Raw genomic sequence first — 20218 nt, 5'->3', positions numbered from 1 at the left:
TCCCACCGTCCCAACTTGTCATTCCAGATAGGTTATGTCCTGCCGTGCCGCCATGTGCTTGGCGATGTTCTGTCCCTGTCCGCTGCCGATTTCGACAAATGTGATCAGCAGACCGGAAAAATACTGCCGCCGCACGCGCAGTGCCGCGCGGATCAGGTGTTCGCTGACGGCATCGCAGCCGTCGCCGTACAGCGTCAGCTCCGCCGAGCCGTGCAGCCGCAGCAGCCGCGCGGAGACGATCTCGTACACCGTGTGCAGCACGGTGTAAAATCCCACCGCGGCAAATACCGCCAGAACCGATTGCAGAAAAACAGACATGAGCGTTCCCTCCTGCTATCAGCCTATGCACGGAGGGAATACTTTGTTAGTATATAGTATAGCACAATTGTTCGGATAAGTAAACCGAGCAGAAAATCAGGGAATAATTGAAAATTGAGAATGGAGAATGAACGTGATGATAGAACTATATCCAAATTTCATTTTCCATTCTCAATTCTCCATTTCTGAAAAAGAGACGCTTTCGCGTCTCTTTTCAGTCTGTCAAAAAAGTATTATTTTAATTTTCACGCTTCGTGCGGCAGCACGCATAAAATAGAATTTGCGAAGCAAATTCATAAATTCCGGGAGCATGTATCTCGGAATTTATACAAGGGAAGAAAAAATGTGCCCGTAGGGCGCGGTTTTTCTTCAGTATTCGCTCGAAAGCGTGGTTTCGAGCGAGAGGCTGCTCGGAAAACGATAGTTTTTCGACAGCCTCAAAAGAGACGCTTTCGCGTCTCTTTTTCAGGTTTCGTGTTCTTTGCACCACTCGTTGAGCGTTTCCCGATCGGTGCCCTGCATGGAACAGGCGGTGCCGCAATCCCGTTCATTGGGCGGCACCGCGATACCCTCGCTCATCTTTTCCTGTTCCCGCGCGGCCACTGCCGGTTTGCTGCGGCGCAGCCACTCGAACGCCTTCTCGGCCGCCCGGAGCTGATAGCGGTTTTCATGATTTTCCGGCATAATTGCATCCCTCCCTCGCATAGTATGCGCAGGAAAGAGGATTTTACGCACAAAAAAGCTCCCATGCCGAAGCATGGGAGCTTGTAAATTGCGTTATGCTATTGCTTAACTGAAATTAAGCGTTGATAGCGGTTACGACGCCGGAACCTACGGTGCGGCCACCCTCACGGATAGCGAAACGCAGGCCTTCCTCGATAGCGATCGGGGTGATCAGCTCAACGTCCATCTCAACGTTATCGCCCGGCATGCACATCTCAGTGCCTTCCGGCAGAGTGATAACGCCAGTTACGTCGGTGGTACGGAAGTAGAACTGCGGACGGTAGTTGTTGAAGAACGGAGTATGACGGCCGCCCTCTTCCTTCTTCAGAACGTATACCTGACCGTGGAACTTGGTGTGCGGGTGAATGGAGCCCGGCTTAGCCAGAACCTGACCGCGCTCAACCTCGGTCTTCTGAATACCACGGAGCAGAGCACCGATGTTGTCGCCTGCTTCAGCGTAGTCGAGCAGCTTGCGGAACATCTCGATACCGGTTACAACGGTCTTGCGCGGAGCGTCCATCAGACCAACGATCTCAACTTCCTCGCCCATCTTCAGCTGGCCACGCTCTACACGGCCGGTAGCTACGGTACCACGACCGGTGATGGAGAATACGTCCTCGACCGGCATGATGAACGGCTTGTCAGCAGCACGGTCCGGGGTCGGGATATAGGTGTCAACAGCTTCCATCAGGTCGCGGATGCACTTGTACTCCGGAGCGTTCGGATCGGTGGAGTCAGAGGTCAGAACGTTCAGAGCGGAGCCACGGATTACCGGAACGTCGTCGCCCGGGAAATCGTAAGAGGACAGCAGCTCACGGATCTCCATCTCAACCAGGTCGAGCAGCTCCTCGTCGTCTACCTGATCAGCCTTGTTCATGAAGACAACGATATACGGAACGCCTACCTGACGGGACAGCAGGATGTGCTCGCGGGTCTGCGGCATCGGGCCGTCAGCAGCGGATACAACCAGGATAGCACCGTCCATCTGAGCAGCGCCGGTGATCATGTTCTTAACGTAGTCGGCATGGCCCGGGCAGTCAACGTGAGCGTAGTGACGGTTAGCGGTGTGATACTCAACGTGTGCGGTGTTGATGGTAATGCCGCGCTCCTTCTCCTCCGGAGCCTTGTCGATTGCGTCGTATGCCTGATACTCAGCATCGCCCTCGAGAGCCAGAACCTTGGTGATTGCAGCGGTCAGAGTGGTCTTGCCGTGGTCAACGTGGCCGATGGTGCCAATGTTAACGTGCGGCAGAGAACGGTCAAATTTTTCCTTTGCCATTGTGGATATCCTCCTCGTAAAATGAATTAAAAGTCATGTTGCATTTATTTTACTGCATTTCGAGAAAAAATGCAATAGGGTGCAGCAGATTTTAGTCGTTGTTTTTGTTACGGTTGTCGATGATCTTCTCCTGAATGCTCTTCGGCACTTCAGTGTAGTGGCTCGGCTGCATGGTGTACTGGCCACGGCCCTGGGTGCGGGAACGCAGAGCAGTTGCGTAACCGAACATCTCGCTCAGCGGAACGCCGGCAGAGATAGCCTGTACGCCGCCGCGCGGCTCCATGCCCTGGATCTGACCACGACGGGAGTTCAAGTCGCCGATAACGTCGCCCATGTACTCCTCCGGTACCATTACGTCAACCTGCATGATCGGCTCCATCAGAACCGGATCAGCCTTCTTCATAGCTTCCTTGAACGCCATAGAACCAGCGATCTTGAACGCCATCTCAGAGGAGTCAACTTCGTGGTAAGAGCCATCATACAGGGTTACCTTAACGTCAACAACCGGGTAGCCTGCGAGGATACCAGCCTGCATAGCGCCCTGGATACCCTGATTAACAGGCTCGATATATTCCTTCGGGATAGCACCGCCAACGATCTTGTTGATGAACTCGTAGCCCTTGCCGGACTCGTTCGGCTCAACGATGATCTTAACATGGCCGTACTGGCCCTTACCACCGGACTGACGAGCGTACTTCTGATCAACGTCAGCGGAGCGGCGGATGGTCTCCTTGTAAGCAACCTGAGGAGAACCTACGTTAGCCTCTACCTTGAACTCGCGCAGCAGACGGTCAACGATGATCTCCAGATGAAGCTCGCCCATACCAGCGATAATGGTCTGGCCGGTTTCCTCATCGGTGTAGGTCTTGAAGGTCGGGTCCTCTTCTGCCAGCTTAGCCAGCGCGATACCCATCTTCTCCTGACCAGCCTTGGTCTTCGGCTCGATCGCAACACGGATAACCGGGTCCGGGAACTCCATAGACTCGAGGATGATCGGGTGCTTCTCATCACACAGCGTATCGCCGGTGGTGGTGTTCTTAAAGCCGATGCCCGCAGCGATATCGCCGGAATATACGCAGTCGATATCCTGACGGTGGTTAGCGTGCATCTGCAGAATACGGCCCAGACGCTCGCGCTGATCCTTGGTAGCATTCAGTACGGAGGAACCAGCGGTGATGGTGCCGGAGTATACGCGGAAGAACGTCAGACGGCCAACGAACGGGTCGGTAGCGATCTTGAACGCCAGCGCGGAGAACGGCGCGTCATCAGAAGACGGACGGGAATCTTCCTCGTCGGTCTGCGGGTTTACACCCTTGATGTCCGGGATGTCGGTCGGAGCCGGCATGTATTCGATAACAGCGTCCAGCAGCGGCTGTACGCCCTTGTTGCGGTATGCGGTGCCGCAGAGTACCGGAACGATCTCGTTGGCGATACAGCCCTTGCGGATTGCAGCCTTAACTTCCGGAATGGTCAGCTCTTCGCCCTCGAGGTACTTCATCATGAGGTCCTCGTCCAGCTCAGCAACGTGCTCCCACAGTTCGTCGTGGTACTGCTGAGCCTTCTCCATCATGTCAGCCGGAATATCCTCGTCGCGGATATCCTTGCCGAGGTCATCGTAGTAAACCTCAGCGCGCATGGTGATCAGGTCGATGATACCCTTGAAGGTATCCTCAGAGCCGATCGGCAGCTGAACCGGAACAGCGTTGCACTTCAGACGGTCCTTCATCATGCCGACTACGTTGTAGAAGTCAGCACCCATGATGTCCATCTTGTTTACGAACGCCATACGCGGAACCTTGTACTTGTCAGCCTGATGCCAAACGGTCTCAGACTGCGGCTCTACGCCGCCCTTTGCACAGAATACGGTTACAGAACCGTCCAGTACACGCAGGGAGCGCTCTACCTCTACGGTAAAGTCAACGTGGCCCGGGGTGTCGATGATGTTGATACGATGCTCCGGGAACTGATGAGTAGAGCCGGACCAGTGGCAGGTGGTAGCTGCGGAGGTGATGGTGATACCACGCTCCTGCTCCTGCTCCATCCAGTCCATGGTAGCGGTACCGTCATGGGTATCGCCGATCTTATGGTTTACACCGGTGTAATACAGAATACGCTCGGTGGTAGTGGTCTTACCGGCGTCGATGTGCGCCATGATGCCGATATTTCTGGTTCTTTCCAGGGAATATTCTCTAGGCATATTGCTCTCCTTTCAAAGCGTTATGCGGAAACCGACAGATTAATAGCGGTAGTGTGCGAACGCCTTGTTCGCCTCTGCCATCTTGTGGGTATCCTCGCGCTTCTTAACAGCACCGCCCAGATTGTTGCAAGCGTCCAGGATCTCGCCTGCCAGACGCTCACGCATGGTCTTTTCAGAACGAGCGCGGGAGTATTTGGTGATCCAACGCAGGCCCAGGGTCTGACGACGCTCCGGGCGAACTTCCATCGGCACCTGGTAGGTAGCGCCGCCTACACGGCGAGCCTTAACTTCCAGGGTCGGCATGATGTTTTCCATAGCCTCGGTGAAAACCTCCAGCGGTTCACGACCGGTCTTTTCACGAACGATATCGAAAGCACCATAAACAACCTTCTGCGAAACGCCCTTCTTGCCGTCGAGCATGATAGAGTTTACCAGCTTGGTGACGAGCTTGGAATTATAAAGCGGATCGGGCAGAACGTCTCTCTTGGGGACATTACCTCTTCTTGGCACTTTACTTCCCTCCTTCAAAAATATTTGATTTCATAGGTACTTCGGCGGATCTTTGACCGCCGTTGTTCATGCCTGTCCGAGGTAAAGGCCCGATTTATGCAATCGGAACTAAAATGCCTCAGACAAAGCATAGCTGCTTTGCTGAAAAATAACTTTCTCGCAAAACCTTGTGGGTTGGCTCATTACAGGCTGCACAGCACATATTGTAACTGTACAGGAGTAATCAAGCATGATCGTGCAGATCTAGGCGCATCCCGCACGCCGCGTACAAAGGTACGCAAGTGTGGGTGCAACGACGATATGCGCGGTCAGGCGCAGATTACTTGCCGGCCTTCGGGCGCTTAGCGCCGTACTTGGAACGAGCCTGACGACGGTTAGCAACACCCTGGGTATCCAGAGTACCACGGATGATGTGGTAACGAACACCAGGAAGGTCCTTTACACGACCGCCGCGAACCATAACTACAGAGTGCTCCTGCAGGTTGTGGCCTTCACCGGGGATGTAAGCGGAAACTTCCATCTGGTTGGTCAGCTTTACACGAGCTACCTTACGAAGAGCAGAGTTCGGCTTCTTCGGAGTCATGGTCTTAACCGTGGTGCAAACGCCGCGCTTCTGCGGAGCGGACTGATCGGTAGCCTTCTTCTTCTGAGAGTTGTAGCCTACCTGAAGAGCCGGTGCCGTAGACTTGGTAACGACTGCCTCACGACCCTTACGGACGAGTTGGTTAAAAGTTGGCATTTTATTTCCTCCTTCTTTCAAAGATATTTATGAAAAGCGCGTTTTGCGCAATTCAACAAAGAAAAATCAGTGCAGAACTACGACTACTGCCGCGCCGACATCAATGCCGACCGCATCGCCGAGCTCCGTCATCGTGGTGACCTCGGTAACTTCCATACCGTGTTCACTGCAAAGCTCATAAATCGGTCCGACGATTCGTTTTTCTGCGTCCAGCGCAACAAAGACCTGTGCGGCTGCGCCGTCCCGAATCGCTTTTTTCGACTGCTTTACACCGATCACCTTGTGCGCCGTGTGAAGTTCTGAAAGCATAATATTCCTCCTATACGGCATACTCCCATAGTATACGGGTTTGTCCCCTTGTTGTCAAGTGTTTTCTCGAATTTTTTTATTTTTTACGAGAAATTTCTTTTCCAGACAAATTTGACCCCTGGCAAAAGGAGTTTCCGCAGGATACATTCAATGATTACGCTATACCGTAGGGTGCGACGACCTCGGCGCACCGTTTCTAACAATTGGTACACGTTATCCCGTAGGGACGAGCAGTGCTCGCCCACGCATCCGTTTAACCATAGCACAGGAGGCCAATGGCCTAATGGCCTCCCCTACGGGGGTAACATTATGCAAACGGTCTACCAATAAATATGTGCCTGTCGTTATCGGTTTGCGGGCGAACAATGTTCGCCCCTACGGGGTAGATTGTACAGACCGGATAGATACGGTATCCATTCAGCATAAAATTGAAACGGAGAAACATTGTAAACCGTCACGGTAATTCTCCATTCTCAATTTTCCATTCGGCACAAGCAAAAACAGGAGAACACCTTACAGTGTTCCCCTGTTTTACTTAATCTATACAGCGTTTTCGGCTTTCTGCAAATCAGTCGAGATTTACAGTCTGCTCGTAGTGACCGGTGCAGTAATCGGACACACCCGAGCCGGCCGGAATCAGCTTGCCGATGATTACGTTCTCCTTCAGGCCCATCAGCGGATCGACCTTGCCCTTGATTGCGGCGTCGGTCAGCACGCGGGTGGTCTCCTGGAAGGATGCAGCGGACATCCATGAATCGGTTGCGAGGGATGCCTTGGTGATACCCATGAGGGTCGGCTCCGCAACTGCCAGACGGAGACCTTCCTCGCCGGCGTCGATGCGTGCCTGCACCTTGTTGTTGTAATCCTCGAACTCGAGCCAGTCCATAACAGAACCCGGCAGAACCTCAGCGTCGCCTGCGTCCTCAACGCGAACCTTGCGCATCATCTGACGAACGATGACCTCGATATGCTTATCGTTGATATCTACGCCCTGCTGACGGTAAACCTTCTGAACTTCCTTGATCTCGTAGTCGTGAACGGCGCGAGGATCGAGGATACGCAGAATGTCATGCGGGTTGAGCGAGCCTTCGTTCAGCTGGAAGCCCTGCGGAATCTCCTGACCGTCGGTTACGCGGATACCGGAGGACGAAGCCAGCTGGTAGGAACGCATATCGCCGGTCTGCGGGTTGACGATGTTGACGGTCTTGACGGTGGTGCGCTTGGACTCCTCGATGGAGACCATGCCGCCGATCTCGGCAAGCGTTGCAGCCTTCTTCGGCTTGCGGGCCTCGAACAGCTCCTCAACTCGCGGAAGACCCTGCGTAATATCCGAACCTGCGACACCGCCGGTATGGAAGGTACGCATGGTCAGCTGGGTACCCGGCTCACCGATGGACTGTGCTGCGATGATACCGACAGCCTCACCCTTGCCGACCGGCGTGCCCATTGCCAGGTTGATGCCGTAGCAGTGCGCGCAGACACCCTTGCGGGCACGGCACTCGAGCACGGAGCGGATCTGAACGCGGGTGATGCCGGCGCCGACAACCGCATCGGCGTCAGCCTCGGTCATCATCTTGCTCTTCGGTACGATAACCTCGCCGGTCTCCGGATTTACGATATCGTCAACCGGGAAGCGGCCGAGCAGACGCTCGCGCAGCGGCTCGATGATCTGGTTGCCTTCCTTGATATCCTCTACCCAGATACCCTTGGTTGCGCCGCAGTCGTCCTCGCGGATGATAACGTCCTGAGAAACGTCTACCAGACGGCGGGTCAGGTAACCCGAGTCAGCGGTACGCAGTGCGGTATCGGCCATGCCCTTTCGAGCGCCGCGGGCAGCGATGAAGTATTCGAGTACGGTCAGGCCTTCACGGAAGTTGGACTTGATCGGGATTTCGATGGTCTTACCGGAGGCGGATGCCATCAGGCCTCGCATACCGGCCAGCTGACGGATCTGGTTGATAGAACCACGGGCACCGGAATCAGCCATCATGTGAATCGGGTTGTAGCGCTGCTCCTTCATGTTGGCCTGCAGCTTTGCGGTAACCTTCTTGGTGGTCTCTTCCCACTCGGCTACGGTCAGACGATAGCGCTCCTGATCGGTGATAAAGCCGCGCTTGTACTTGCGGTCGATCTTGGCAACCTTCTTCTCGGACTCGCGGATCATCTCGTCCTTGCCTTCCGGCACGAGCATGTCGGCTACGGCTACGGTCAGCGCACCCTTGGTGGAGTACTTGTAGCCCATCGCCTTGATGGAGTCGAGCACCTCAGCGGTGATATGGAAGCCGTGTACGCGGATACACTTGTCAATGATCTTGCCAAGCTCCTTCTTGCCGCAGGTGAACATGATCTCAAGATCAAACTTCTTGGACGGATCCGAGCGGTCAACAAAGCCGAGGTCCTGCGGGATGCGCTCGTTGAAGATCAGGCGGCCCGGGGTCGCGTCTACGATAGCGGACTCGGTCTTGCCGTTTACTTCCTTGGACAGACGTACCTTGATCGGCGCGTGAATGCCAACGATACCCTCGTTGTACGCCATCAGAGCCTCGTCCACGTTGCGGAATACCTTGCCGGCGCCCGGCTCGGTATCGCGGTCGATGGTCAGGTAGTAGGAGCCGAGGACCATATCCTGAGACGGAATGGTAACCGGCTTGCCGTCCTGCGGCTTGAGCAGGTTGTTCGCGGACAGCATCAGCAGACGAGCCTCAGCCTGTGCCTCTGCGGACAGCGGAACGTGAACTGCCATCTGGTCGCCGTCGAAGTCGGCGTTGAATGCGGTACATACCAGCGGATGCAGGCGGATCGCACGGCCTTCTACGAGGACCGGCTCGAACGCCTGAATACCCAGACGGTGCAGGGTCGGTGCACGGTTCAGCATAACCGGATGACCCTTGATGATGCCCTCGAGCACGTCCCATACCTCGGGCTTTGCACGCTCTACCATCTTCTTGGCAGACTTGATGTTCTGCGCGGTGCCGTCCTCAACCAGCTTCTTCATAACGAACGGCTTGAACAGCTCGAGTGCCATTTCCTTCGGCAGACCGCACTGATAGATCTTCAGATCCGGGCCTACGACGATAACCGAACGGCCGGAGTAGTCAACTCGCTTGCCGAGCAGGTTCTGACGGAAACGGCCCTGCTTGCCCTTCAGCATGTCGGACAGGGACTTGAGTGCACGGTTGTTCGGGCCGGTGACCGGACGGCCGCGGCGGCCGTTATCGATCAGGGCGTCAACAGCCTCCTGCAGCATGCGCTTCTCGTTGCGCACGATGATATCCGGCGCACCCAGCTCGAGCAGGCGCTTGAGGCGGTTGTTGCGGTTGATGACGCGGCGGTACAGGTCGTTCAGGTCGCTCGTTGCGAAGCGGCCGCCGTCCAGCTGTACCATCGGGCGGATTTCCGGCGGGATGACCGGAACAACGTCCATGATCATCCACTCCGGGCGGTTGTGCGACAGACGGAAGGATTCAACAACCTCCAGTCGCTTGATGATGCGCAGGCGCTTCTGACCGGAAGCCTCACGCAGCTCTGCGGTCAGCTCCTTGGAGAGCTGGTCGAGATCCAGCTCCGCGAGCAGCTCCTTGATGGACTCCGCGCCCATGCCGGCACGGAAGTCCTCGTCGTACTTTTCACGCATGTCGCGGTACTCAGCCTCGGTCAGGATCTGCTTCTTCATCAGCGGCGTGTCGCCCGGATCAATTACGATATAGTTTGCAAAGTACAGGACCTTCTCCAGTACACGCGGGCTGATATCCAGGATCAGGCCCATGCGGGACGGGATGCCCTTGAAGTACCAGATGTGCGATACCGGCGCTGCCAGCTCAATGTGGCCCATGCGCTCGCGGCGGACCTTGGCCTTGGTGACCTCAACGCCGCACTTGTCGCAGATCTTGCCCTTGAAGCGGACCTTCTTGTACTTGCCGCAGTGGCACTCCCAGTCCTTGGTCGGTCCAAAGATACGCTCGCAGAACAGGCCATCGCGTTCCGGCTTGAGCGTACGGTAGTTAATGGTTTCGGGCTTCTTTACCTCGCCGTAAGACCACTGGCGGATCAGCTCGGGCGAAGCCAGACCGATCTTAATGGCGTTAAACGTATGATATCCCATATATTTTAAGATGCTCCTTCCCTATTCACAGATGATTTCACTTACGCTCAGCCTTATTCGCCCAGACCGTCGTCGAAATCACCTTCGGCATCGTCACCGCCATCCTCGGCGGGGTTATCCAGTGCAAAGAGATCGGTGTCGCCTTCCTCGGCATCGTTGATGCCGAAGCCTGCTGCGGTGAACTCGTCATCCGCGCCGGAGACAGCCTGCTCCATCGGACGGGTGTACTCAGCGGTCTCCTCGTCGTCGTCCTCAGACAGCTCGATCACTTCCATGTTCTCGTCCAGAACCTGAATATCCAGACACAGAGCCTGCAGCTCCTTGGTGAGTACCTTGAAGGATTCCGGAACGCCCGGCTGCGGTACGTTGTGACCCTTGACGATCGCCTCGTAGGTCTTGACACGGCCGGTGATATCGTCGGACTTGACGGTCAGGATCTCCTGCAGGGTATATGCGGCGCCGTATGCTTCCAGCGCCCAAACTTCCATCTCGCCGAAGCGCTGGCCGCCGAACTGCGCCTTGCCGCCCAGAGGCTGCTGGGTTACGAGCGAGTACGGGCCGGTCGAACGGGCATGGATCTTATCGTCTACCAGATGATGCAGCTTGAGGTAGTACATATAACCAACAGTTACGCGGTTATCGAACTTCTCACCGGTACGGCCGTCGTATACGACGCTCTTGCCGTCCTCGTTAACGCCTGCTGCAACCAGCGTCTCCTTGATATCCTCGAGCGTTGCGCCGTCGAATACCGGGGTCTCGACCTTCCAGCCGAGCTTCTTGGCAGCGAAGCCAAGGTGAACCTCGAGCACCTGACCGATGTTCATTCGGGACGGTACGCCCAGCGGGTTCAGTACGATGTCGAGCGGACGGCCATCCTCCAGGAACGGCATATCCTCCTGCGGCAGAATGCGGGAAACGACACCCTTGTTACCATGACGGCCTGCCATCTTATCGCCGACAGAGATCTTGCGCTTCTGCGCGATATAAACGCGGACAACCATGTTGACACCGGGAGACAGCTCGTCGCCGTTCTCACGGGTAAATACCTTAACGTCTACAACGATACCGGATTCGCCGTGCGGCGCACGCAGAGAGGTATCACGAACCTCGCGTGCCTTCTCGCCGAAGATCGCGCGGAGCAGGCGCTCCTCTGCGGTCAGCTCGGTCTCGCCCTTCGGGGTAACCTTGCCGACCAGGATGTCGCCGGCATGAACCTCAGCGCCGACACGGATGATGCCGCGCTCGTCGAGGTTGCGGAGTGCGTCCTCGCCGACGTTCGGGATATCGCGGGTGATCTCCTCGGGTCCGAGCTTGGTATCACGGGATTCGGACTCGTACTCCTCGATATGGATGGAGGTGTAAACGTCGTCGCGTACCAGACGCTCGTTCAGCAGTACGGCGTCCTCGTAGTTGTAGCCTTCCCAGGTCATGAAGCCGATGAGGGCATTCTTGCCCAGTGCAACCTCGCCCTGATCGGTAGACGGGCCGTCGGACAGAACGTCACCTGCCTTGACGCGCTCGCCCAGATCAACGATCGGACGCATGTTGATACAGGTAGACTGGTTGGAACGCATGAACTTGGTCAGCGGATAGGTCTTGTCGGTGCCGTTGTCGTAGTGTACGCAAACCTCGCGGGCGGTTACGCGGGTAACAACGCCGTCACCCTCTGCCAGCGGAATCGTACCGGAGTCAACAGCTGCCTTGTACTCCATGCCGGTTGCAACGACCGGAGCCTCGGTGCGGAGCAGCGGTACGGCCTGACGCTGCATGTTCGCGCCCATCAGTGCGCGGTTTGCGTCGTCGTGGTCGAGGAACGGGATGAATGCGGTAGCAACCGAGATCATCATGCGCGGAGAAACGTCCATCAGGTCAACGTCCTTGCGGTCTACCTCAACGAACTCGTCGCGCATACGGCAGGTTACACGGTCGTTTACGAGGTTGTTGTTCTCGTCGAGCGGCTCGGTAGCCTGGCAGACGATGTACTCGTCCTCGACGTCCGCGGTCATGTAGCGAACCTCGTCGGTAACGTGGCAGAGGACCTCGCCGGTTTCCTCGTCCTTGGTCTTTTCGATTACGCGGTACGGTGCTTCGATAAAGCCGAAGTCGTTGATGCGTGCGTAGGTTGCCAGATAGGAGATCAAGCCGATGTTAGGACCTTCAGGGGTCTCGATCGGGCACAGACGGCCGTAATGCGAGTAGTGTACGTCTCGAACCTCGAAGGATGCACGGTCACGGGACAGACCGCCGGGGCCGAGGGCGGACATACGGCGCTTGTGGGTCAGCTCAGCCAGCGGGTTGTTCTGGTCCATGAACTGGGACAGCGGAGAGGAACCGAAGAACTCCTTGATGGCAGCGGTTACCGGGCGGATGTTGATCAGGGACTGCGGCGTAACAACGTCGAGGTCCTGAATGGTCATGCGCTCGCGGATAACGCGCTCCATGCGGGAGAAGCCGATGCGGAACTGGTTCTGCAGCAGCTCGCCTACGCAGCGCAGACGGCGGTTGCCCAGATGGTCGATATCGTCAACCGTGCCGATGCCGTGACCGAGGTTGAGCAGATAGCAGATGGAAGCGAGCATATCATCAACGATGATGGTCTTCGGAACCAGATCGAAGTGACGCTCCTTAACGGTCTTCTTCAGCTCGTCGCCCTGTACGCCGGAGTCGATGATCTCCTTGAGGACGGTGAAGCGAACCTTCTCCTTGAGACCCAGATCCTCTGCGGTTGCGCCGCCGAGGTACTCGGAGAAATCGTTTACGTCTACCATGCCGTTGCCGAATACCTTAACAGCAGTGCCTTCAGCAGACTCGATCACAACACTGTTTACGCCGCGGGCAGCCATCATGGTTGCCTTCTCGCGGGAGAGAACCTCGCCGTCCTCAGCCAGAACCTCGCCGGTCATCGGGTCAGCGACTGCATTTACCAGCTTGTGGCCGGTGATGCGGCGTGCGATGTTCAGCTTCTTGTTGTACTTGTAGCGGCCGACTGCGGAAATATCGTAGCGGCGCATATCGAAGAACATGGCGTCCATCAGAGAGGTAGCCGACTCCACAGAGGGCGGCTCGCCCGGACGCATCTTCTTGTAGATCTCGATGAGGGCTTCCTCGGCGGTATGCGCCGGGTCCTTGTCGAGGGTTGCAACGATCAGCGGGTCCTCACCGAACAGCTCCTTGATCTCGGCATCGGTCTTAACGCCGATGGCACGGATGAAGCTGGTGATCGGAATCTTGCGGTTTTTATCAATGCGAACGTAGAAAACGTCGTTTGCATCGGTCTCGTACTCGAGCCATGCGCCGCGGTACGGGATTACGGTAGCGGAGAGCAGAACCTTGTCGGTCTTGTCAAGCTCCCTGCCGTAGTATACGCCCGGGGAACGAACGAGCTGAGATACGATCGCGCGTTCTGCACCGTTGATGATGAAGGTAGCAGCGTGGGTCATCTTCGGGAAATCACCCATGAAGATTTCCTGCTCCTTGATCTCGCCGGTCTCCTTGTTGCGCAGACGCATGCGGACCTTCAGCGGAGTTGCATACGTTGCATCTCGTGCCTTGCACTCCTCAATGCTGTACTTCGGCTCCTCGTCCATCGAAAAATCGAGGAAGGAAAGCTCCAGATTTCCGGTGTAGTCCGTGATGGACGCGGTATCGTCAAAAACCTCACGCAGGCCCTGATCCAGGAACCATTCGTAAGACTTCTTCTGCACCTCGATGAGATTCGGCATTTCGAGAATCTCTTCGATTCGTGCAAAGCTCTTTCGTGTGGTTTTGCCGTGCTGTACGTCTTTCACCTTCATGTGCTTTGATCACTCCGTTTCTTTCGGCTGTTGGTGTTGGTTGATACGCCCGGCGGCGTTGCAAGAACTTCATTCATTCGTCTTGCATTTTTCAGCAGACAGTGCTAACATAATGACAGGCATAGGAATAAGCCTGCAACTTTCAGCAGCAAACCATTATACCATGCTTTGAACAGATCCGTCAAGCATATGACGAACAATAATTGCACAAAAAGGGAGAGGTTTTGTCCTCTCCCTTTGTTATTCTCCGCAAAAATCCCCTGTCAGACCACTGCATTACAGCAGCGTACCCGCTTACCCGTTTCTCGTCGTTATACGGCGGGCCGTGGGCAGCCCGCCCTACGGAAACGCTCCGAAGAAAAGTCGTCCGTTCACCGAAACGGCAGGATGGGTCATCCTGCCCTACGGAAACACCCCGAAGAAAGTCGTCCGTTCACCGAAAAAAACAACCAAATAAACCGCAGCATACAAAAAAGGCACGCCTGACAGCGTGCCTTTTCACGTTCCGCGCGCAAAGCGCACGGAATACCATTCCCTGCCGCCTTTCGGCGAAGCCGGAACAGGCAGGGACAGGTCTGCCGCAGCAGACCGCATAAAATTCCCCATAAAAGTCAGGGCGTGTACCTGACTTTTATCCCACTGCTCGCGCCGCGGCGGCGCGACCTCGTCCGCCGTGCGGACGAGAGGGGGATATCCGGAAAAGTTTCCTTGGGAACTTTTCCGGTATCTAAGGGGGACAGCGTCCCCCTTAGAGGACTTTCGACAGAAAGTCTTTTAAGCGCGGATGCTGCGGATTTGCGAAGAACTCCTTCGGCTCGTTCTGCTCTACGATATTGCCGCCGTCCATGAACAGCACGCGCGTTGCAACCTCGCGGGCAAAGCCCATCTCGTGGGTAACAACAACCATGGTCATGCCGTCGTCGGCCAGTTCCTTCATGATTTCCAGAACCTCACCGACCATTTCCGGGTCAAGCGCCGAGGTCGGCTCGTCGAACAGCATCACATCCGGATTCATTGCCAGCGCACGCGCGATGGCGATACGCTGCTGCTGACCGCCGGAAAGCTGCGCCGGATAGCTGTCCGCCTTGTCCGGCAGACCGACACGCGCGAGCAGCTCGAGCGCACGCTTGTCCGCCTCTTCATCGGTCATGACCTTGAGCTTGACCGGTGCCAGCTTGATATTCTCGCGCACGGTCAGGTGCGGGAACAGGTTGAACTGCTGGAACACCATGCCCATACGGCGGCGCACCAGATTGATATCCGTGTCCTTGGCGGTAATGTTCTGTCCCTCGAAGATAATTTCGCCGCCGGTCGGCTCCTCGAGCAGGTTCAGGCAGCGCAGAAAGGTGGACTTGCCCGAGCCGGACGGGCCGATGACTACGACCTTCTCGCCCTTCTCGATATGCTCGTTGACACCCTTGAGCACCTCATGGTTGCCAAAGGATTTGTGCAGGTTTTTAACGTCGATCACTTTCGCGCAGCCTCCTCTCAAAAATGCCGAGCAGCTTGGTCAGGATGATAACGAGCACCAGATAGATGATCGCAAGGCTGACATACGGCACATAGGCCTGATAGGTATTGGACACAATATTCTGTGCCTGCTTGGTCACGTCGCGCAGCGCGATGACCGACACGAGCGAGGTATCCTTCAGCAGGGTGATCATCTCATTGCCGAGCGCCGGAAGAATGTTCTTGATTGCCTGCGGAATGACGATCAGGCGCATGGTCTGTGCATAGTTCAGGCCGAGCGAACGGCCGGCCTCCATCTGACCCGGATTGACCGACATCAGACCGCCGCGCACGATCTCGGCAACATACGCGCCCGAGTTGATGCCCAGTGTAACGATGCCGCACACCAGACGTGCTGTATCATCCTTAGGCACCATGATAACAAAGCCCATGATCAGCAGCTGAACCATCATAGGCGTACCGCGGATGACGGTCAGATACAGCTTGCAGATTGCGTTGAGAATGCTCAGAATGATGTTGCTTTTGCCCATGCGGCGGGAATCATGCGCCGTGCGGACTATAGCGATCAGCAGACCGATGATAACACCGAGGATCAGTGCACCGATCGTGACCGCAAATGTGATTTTCAGACCGTTCAGGAACCATTTCCAGCGGTCCGCTGCGATAAAGGTCTGGTACAGCTGGAACAGCAGGTTCCGCAGACCCTCCGGCAGATTGACAACCGAATCCGGTACAATTTTCAGCCACTGGTCCATTGTAATACCGTTCACAGGTCATCCCCTCTTTCTTTTCATTTTACTGCAAAAGAGGGGCGGCGCTGAACCGTCCCTCTTCCTTTGTACGCGTTTGTTGATTTACTGTGCTGCGGAGTCAGCGCTGATATACTTGTCAACGATGGACTGCAGGGTGCCGTCACCCTCGAGCTCCTTCAGAGCGCCGTTTACCTTGTCGAGCAGCTCGGTGTTGCCCTTCTTGATAGCGATCGCGTAATCCTCGTCAGCGTAAGCGGTGTCGAGGATCTTGAGGCCGCTGTTTGCAGCAACATAGTTCTTAGCCGGCTCCTGGTCGATAACAACGCAGTCGATCTGATCATTTACCAGTGCAGCAACTGCGAGCGGACCGTTGTTGAACTGCTTTACATGCTCCTGACCGTAGTCACCGGTGCAGTAGATGTCGCCGGTGGTGCCGGTCTGAACGCCGATGTTCTTGCCCTCCAGATCCTCCGGAGAAGCGATATCGGAACCGTCCTTAACGATGATGACCTGAACGCCCTTTGCGTAGGAATCCGAGAAATCTACGTTCTCCTGACGATCCGGGGTAACGGTCATGCCAGCCAGCGCCACGTCGACGGTGTCGCTCTGCAGCGCCGGAATCAGGGAATCGAACTCCATATCGGTGACCTCGAGCTTCATGCCCAGCTTGTCAGCGATAGCAGCAGCAATGTCCACATCGATGCCCTGTACGTTACCGTCGTCGCCAACGAACTCGTACGGCGGGAAAGTAGCGTTAGTACCCATGCGCAGCGTGCCGCCGTCCGCAGAGGTAGATGTGGTGGAATCCTGTGCGTCGCTGCTGGAATCAGCGGTCTTGGAGCCGCCGCAGCCGGTCAGCAGCATAGAACCTGCCAGTACCATGCTCAGCATAGCAATGGAAAACTTCTTCATTTGTGTTAACTCCTTCCGATTTGACCCGTGCAAAACGGGCATCTCTTTCTAATATTGATTATTATACAGCGCGTTCTATAATAATGCAACCTAAATTTCAGCGAAAAAACTATGGAAAAGCATTTATTTTTTCAGCAATCCTGACGCAAGCCATCGGTAATTCGTTAATTGCCAATTAACGCTCTGCATTTTCGCAGCATAGTCTGCATTAACCACAAGGAGGTGCCCTATGTCCCCTGTTATATATGTATCGCCTGCGTTTCGCACGGCCTGCGCCGAGCCGCGCGGCGCGCTTCTCCTGCTGCACTCCGATCCGGTTCGCTCCGCGCCGATTGTCGGCAGTGCGGCAAGCGGTGCGCGCCTGCTCATCCTGCGTGAGCAGAACGGCTGGTGTCATGTACGCACGCGCACGGCCTGCGGCTGGGTTCCGAAAACCGACATTGTGCTGTTTTACTGCCGTCCGGCTTTGTGAAGCTTTCGTCAAATCAGTTAATTTTTTGACAAACAAGGTGTATTTTCATCAATTTCGCCCATTTTTACTGCTGATTTTGCATTTTTACTTGCGTTGCTTAAAGCGATACAGTATAATGTAAAATGTTCGATGCGACAATCGCAAGGAGGTACGAAAAAGAGTGTATCAGATTTTGAAAAAGCAAACGCTGAACGCAAACACCAAGCTGATGGTGATCGAGGCACCGCACGTTGCCCGCAAGGCAGAGCCGGGTCAGTTCATCATCCTGCGTGTCAGCGCAGAAGGCGAGCGTATTCCGCTCACGATCGCAGATTTTGACCGTGAAAAGGGTTCCGTCACGATCATTTTCCAGGAGGTCGGCGCAACCACGATGGCGCTCGGCGCGCTGAACGAGGGCGACTGCCTGCATGATTTTGTCGGTCCGCTCGGCAAGGAGAGCGAGCTGGAGGGTCTCAAGAAGGTCGCTGTTGTCGGCGGCGGTCTGGGCTGTGCGATCGCATATCCGCAGGCAAAGAAGCTGCACGAAATGGGCGCTGAGGTTGACCTGATCGCCGGTTTCCGCAGCAAGGACATCATCATCCTCGAGGACGAGATGAAGAACGCCTGCACCAACCTGCACATCGTAACCGACGACGGCTCGAACGGCCGCAAGGCTCTGGTTACCCAGGTGCTCAAGGAGCTGATCGACGCGGGCAACCAGTACGATGCTGTTATCGCGATTGGCCCGATGATCATGATGAAGTTCGTCTGCGAGACCACCCGTCCGTACGGCATCAAGACCATCGTTTCCATGAACACCATCATGGTTGACGGTACCGGCATGTGCGGCGGCTGCCGTCTCACCGTTGGCGGCGAGACCAAGTTCGCGTGCGTTGACGGCCCGGATTTCGACGGTCACCTCGTTGATTTTGACAGTGCAATGCGCCGCGGTGCCATGTACAAGGCACAGGAGCGCGCGGCGGTAGAGCGCCGCGAGGAGCATTGCAATCTGTTCAAGAAGGAGGTCAAGTAATCATGCCGAATATGAATCCGAAGAAGTGCCCGATGCCCGAGCAGGCGCCGGACGTCCGCAATAAAAATTTCGAAGAGGTAACGCTCGGCTACACCGCTGAAATGGCGGTCGAAGAAGCACAGCGCTGCCTGAACTGCAAGAACAAGCCCTGCATGACCGGCTGCCCGGTACAGGTTAAGATTCCGGAGTTCATCGCTCTGGTGGCTGAGGGCAAGTTCCTCGAGGCGGCTGCGAAGATCAAGGAGACCTCCGCACTGCCGGCTGTCTGCGGCCGTGTCTGCCCGCAGGAAAGCCAGTGCGAGTGCCACTGCGTGCGCGGCATCAAGGGCGAGGCTGTAGCAATCGGCCGTCTGGAGCGCTTTGTAGCCGACTATGCGCGCGAAAACAGCACCGAAAAGGCGGTAAAGCCGGAGTCCAACGGTCACAAGGTTGCCATCGTTGGTGCAGGCCCGGCCGGTCTGACCTGTGCAGGCGATCTGGCTCGTATGGGTTATGAGGTTACCGTTTTCGAGGCACTGCACACCGCCGGCGGCGTTCTGATGTACGGCATTCCGGAGTTCCGTCTGCCGAAGGCTATCGTGCAGAAGGAAATCGACACGCTGAAGGACCTCGGTGTTGAGTTTGTTCTGAACTTCGTTGTAGGCCGCTCTGAGACCATCGACGAGCTGTTCGGTGACGGCTTTGAAGCAATTTTCGTTGGCTCCGGTGCCGGTCTGCCGACCTTTATCGGCGTTCCGGGCGAGAACGCAAACGGCGTTTACTCCGCAAACGAGTACCTGACCCGCATCAATCTGATGAAGGCGTACAAGGAAAACGCCGACACCCCGATCTACCACGCCAAGAAGGTTGCAGTTGTCGGCGGCGGCAACGTAGCCATGGACGCTGCTCGCTGCGCAAAGCGCATGGGCGCCGAGGAAGTTTACATCGTGTACCGCCGTTCCGAGAAGGAGCTTCCGGCTCGTCTCGAGGAGATTCACCACGCGAAGGAAGAGGGCGTTGTGTTCAAGTTCCTGACCGCGCCGCTCGAGGTGCTGTCTGACGAGAACTTCAACGTCACCGGTCTCAAGTGCCAGCAGATGGAGCTGGGTGAGCCTGACGCATCCGGCCGCCGCCGTCCGATTCCGGTCGAGGGCAGCGAGTTTGTACTCGACCTCGACTGCGTCATCGCGGCGATCGGCACCAGCCCGAACCCGCTGATTCGTCACACGACTCCGGGTCTGGATACCAACCGCAAGGGCTGCATCGTGGCTGACGACGAGCACGGCATCACCTCCAAGGACGGCGTGTTCGCCGGCGGTGACGCTGTTACCGGTGCGGCTACCGTTATCCTCGCAATGGGCGCAGGCAAGCGCGCTGCGGCTGCGATGGACGAGTACATCAAGAATAAGAACAAGTAATTTTTGCTTACTTATGTGAAAAAGAACCTGTCTTACGACAGGTTCTTTGAGACTGTCGAAAAACTTCGTTTTTCGAGCAGCCTCTCGCTCGAAACCACGCTTTCAAGCGAATACTGAAGAAAAACCGCGCCCTGCGGGCACATTTTTTCTTCCCTTGTATAAAAAGTCAGGTACACGCCCCGACTTTTTATGAATTTGCTCCGCAAATTCTATTTTATGCGTGCTGCCGCAC

The 20218-nt window shown here is 56.0% G+C and carries 15 protein-coding genes; 3 read left to right on the top strand and 12 right to left on the bottom strand.

All coding sequences use genetic code 11. From position 1 onward, the window contains the following. Positions 1-18: 18 nt before the first annotated feature. The 12 genes from ACWVX6_RS05825 to ACWVX6_RS05770 all read right to left on the bottom strand — a co-directional run bounded on the left by ACWVX6_RS05825 (position 19) and on the right by ACWVX6_RS05770 (position 17105). On the bottom strand, positions 19-318 hold the full coding sequence (locus ACWVX6_RS05825) for a hypothetical protein (RefSeq protein WP_455152609.1): 300 nt from the start codon (positions 316-318) through the stop codon (positions 19-21). 465 nt (positions 319-783) lie between these two features. Next, the gene (locus ACWVX6_RS05820) at positions 784-1002 is read right to left on the bottom strand and encodes a hypothetical protein (protein WP_455152608.1); all 219 of its coding nucleotides are present in this window, start codon (positions 1000-1002) and stop codon (positions 784-786) included. A 115-nt stretch (positions 1003-1117) separates the two neighbouring features. Continuing rightward, positions 1118-2320: an elongation factor Tu gene (tuf, locus tag ACWVX6_RS05815; protein ID WP_118480502.1), complete on the bottom strand. Its 1203-nt coding sequence runs from the start codon at positions 2318-2320 to the stop codon at positions 1118-1120. 91 nt (positions 2321-2411) lie between these two features. Then, positions 2412-4517 (bottom strand): elongation factor G, encoded by a 2106-nt coding sequence (gene fusA, locus ACWVX6_RS05810; protein ID WP_118360477.1) that lies wholly within the window; start codon positions 4515-4517, stop codon positions 2412-2414. A 39-nt stretch (positions 4518-4556) separates the two neighbouring features. Then, positions 4557-5027 (bottom strand): 30S ribosomal protein S7, encoded by a 471-nt coding sequence (gene rpsG / locus ACWVX6_RS05805; RefSeq protein ID WP_181967828.1) that lies wholly within the window; start codon positions 5025-5027, stop codon positions 4557-4559. 319 nt (positions 5028-5346) lie between these two features. Next, a complete protein-coding gene (gene rpsL, locus ACWVX6_RS05800) occupies positions 5347-5766 on the bottom strand; it encodes a 30S ribosomal protein S12 (RefSeq protein ID WP_110436538.1) in 420 nt (139 codons plus the stop codon). A gap of 66 nt (positions 5767-5832) precedes the next feature. Continuing rightward, positions 5833-6075 carry a ribosomal L7Ae/L30e/S12e/Gadd45 family protein gene (locus ACWVX6_RS05795; RefSeq protein ID WP_118285314.1) on the bottom strand — a complete coding sequence of 81 codons (243 nt, stop codon included), beginning with the start codon at positions 6073-6075 and terminating at the stop codon, positions 5833-5835. Positions 6076-6643: 568 nt separating this feature from the next. After that, on the bottom strand, positions 6644-10177 hold the full coding sequence (gene rpoC, locus ACWVX6_RS05790; protein WP_116705140.1) for a DNA-directed RNA polymerase subunit beta': 3534 nt from the start codon (positions 10175-10177) through the stop codon (positions 6644-6646). Between the two features lie 53 nt (positions 10178-10230). Further along, the gene (rpoB, locus tag ACWVX6_RS05785) at positions 10231-13971 is read right to left on the bottom strand and encodes a DNA-directed RNA polymerase subunit beta (protein WP_455152607.1); all 3741 of its coding nucleotides are present in this window, start codon (positions 13969-13971) and stop codon (positions 10231-10233) included. Positions 13972-14719: 748 nt separating this feature from the next. Beyond that, the gene (locus ACWVX6_RS05780) at positions 14720-15442 is read right to left on the bottom strand and encodes an amino acid ABC transporter ATP-binding protein (protein WP_110436534.1); all 723 of its coding nucleotides are present in this window, start codon (positions 15440-15442) and stop codon (positions 14720-14722) included. After that, a complete protein-coding gene (locus ACWVX6_RS05775) occupies positions 15429-16211 on the bottom strand; it encodes an amino acid ABC transporter permease (protein WP_442861183.1) in 783 nt (260 codons plus the stop codon). The genes ACWVX6_RS05780 and ACWVX6_RS05775 overlap by 14 nt, the downstream gene beginning before the upstream one ends. Before the next feature lie 84 nt (positions 16212-16295). Then, on the bottom strand, positions 16296-17105 hold the full coding sequence (locus tag ACWVX6_RS05770) for a basic amino acid ABC transporter substrate-binding protein (protein ID WP_455152606.1): 810 nt from the start codon (positions 17103-17105) through the stop codon (positions 16296-16298). A 229-nt stretch (positions 17106-17334) separates the two neighbouring features. Here ACWVX6_RS05770 and ACWVX6_RS05765 point away from each other — a divergent pair, with 229 nt between their 5' ends. The 3 genes from ACWVX6_RS05765 to gltA all read left to right on the top strand — a co-directional run bounded on the left by ACWVX6_RS05765 (position 17335) and on the right by gltA (position 19986). Then, positions 17335-17577 carry an SH3 domain-containing protein gene (locus tag ACWVX6_RS05765; protein ID WP_455152605.1) on the top strand — a complete coding sequence of 81 codons (243 nt, stop codon included), beginning with the start codon at positions 17335-17337 and terminating at the stop codon, positions 17575-17577. A 160-nt stretch (positions 17578-17737) separates the two neighbouring features. Further along, positions 17738-18589 carry a sulfide/dihydroorotate dehydrogenase-like FAD/NAD-binding protein gene (locus ACWVX6_RS05760; RefSeq protein ID WP_118480492.1) on the top strand — a complete coding sequence of 284 codons (852 nt, stop codon included), beginning with the start codon at positions 17738-17740 and terminating at the stop codon, positions 18587-18589. A 2-nt stretch (positions 18590-18591) separates the two neighbouring features. Beyond that, positions 18592-19986, top strand: a complete 1395-nt coding sequence (gene gltA / locus ACWVX6_RS05755) for an NADPH-dependent glutamate synthase (RefSeq protein ID WP_455152604.1) — start codon at positions 18592-18594, stop codon at positions 19984-19986. Positions 19987-20218 lie beyond the last annotated feature (232 nt).

Source organism: Butyricicoccus sp. (assembly GCF_977037065.1).
The sequence above is the reverse complement of the archived record's forward strand: the minus strand, read 5'-3'. Positions and strand labels throughout refer to the sequence as shown.

What these genes read in the sequence shown, in the direction of transcription:
- rpsL (WP_110436538.1), bottom strand. Translation starts at nt 5,766, where the DNA reads ATGCCAACTTTTAACCAACTCGTCCGTAAGGGTCGTGAGGCAGTCGTT.
- ACWVX6_RS05770 (WP_455152606.1), bottom strand. Translation starts at nt 17,105, where the DNA reads ATGAAGAAGTTTTCCATTGCTATGCTGAGCATGGTACTGGCAGGTTCT.
- rpoC (WP_116705140.1), bottom strand. Translation starts at nt 10,177, where the DNA reads ATGGGATATCATACGTTTAACGCCATTAAGATCGGTCTGGCTTCGCCC.
- rpoB (WP_455152607.1), bottom strand. Translation starts at nt 13,971, where the DNA reads ATGAAGGTGAAAGACGTACAGCACGGCAAAACCACACGAAAGAGCTTT.
- ACWVX6_RS05765 (WP_455152605.1), top strand. Translation starts at nt 17,335, where the DNA reads ATGTCCCCTGTTATATATGTATCGCCTGCGTTTCGCACGGCCTGCGCC.
- fusA (WP_118360477.1), bottom strand. Translation starts at nt 4,517, where the DNA reads ATGCCTAGAGAATATTCCCTGGAAAGAACCAGAAATATCGGCATCATG.
- ACWVX6_RS05825 (WP_455152609.1), bottom strand. Translation starts at nt 318, where the DNA reads ATGTCTGTTTTTCTGCAATCGGTTCTGGCGGTATTTGCCGCGGTGGGA.
- ACWVX6_RS05795 (WP_118285314.1), bottom strand. Translation starts at nt 6,075, where the DNA reads ATGCTTTCAGAACTTCACACGGCGCACAAGGTGATCGGTGTAAAGCAG.
- gltA (WP_455152604.1), top strand. Translation starts at nt 18,592, where the DNA reads ATGCCGAATATGAATCCGAAGAAGTGCCCGATGCCCGAGCAGGCGCCG.
- tuf (WP_118480502.1), bottom strand. Translation starts at nt 2,320, where the DNA reads ATGGCAAAGGAAAAATTTGACCGTTCTCTGCCGCACGTTAACATTGGC.
- ACWVX6_RS05820 (WP_455152608.1), bottom strand. Translation starts at nt 1,002, where the DNA reads ATGCCGGAAAATCATGAAAACCGCTATCAGCTCCGGGCGGCCGAGAAG.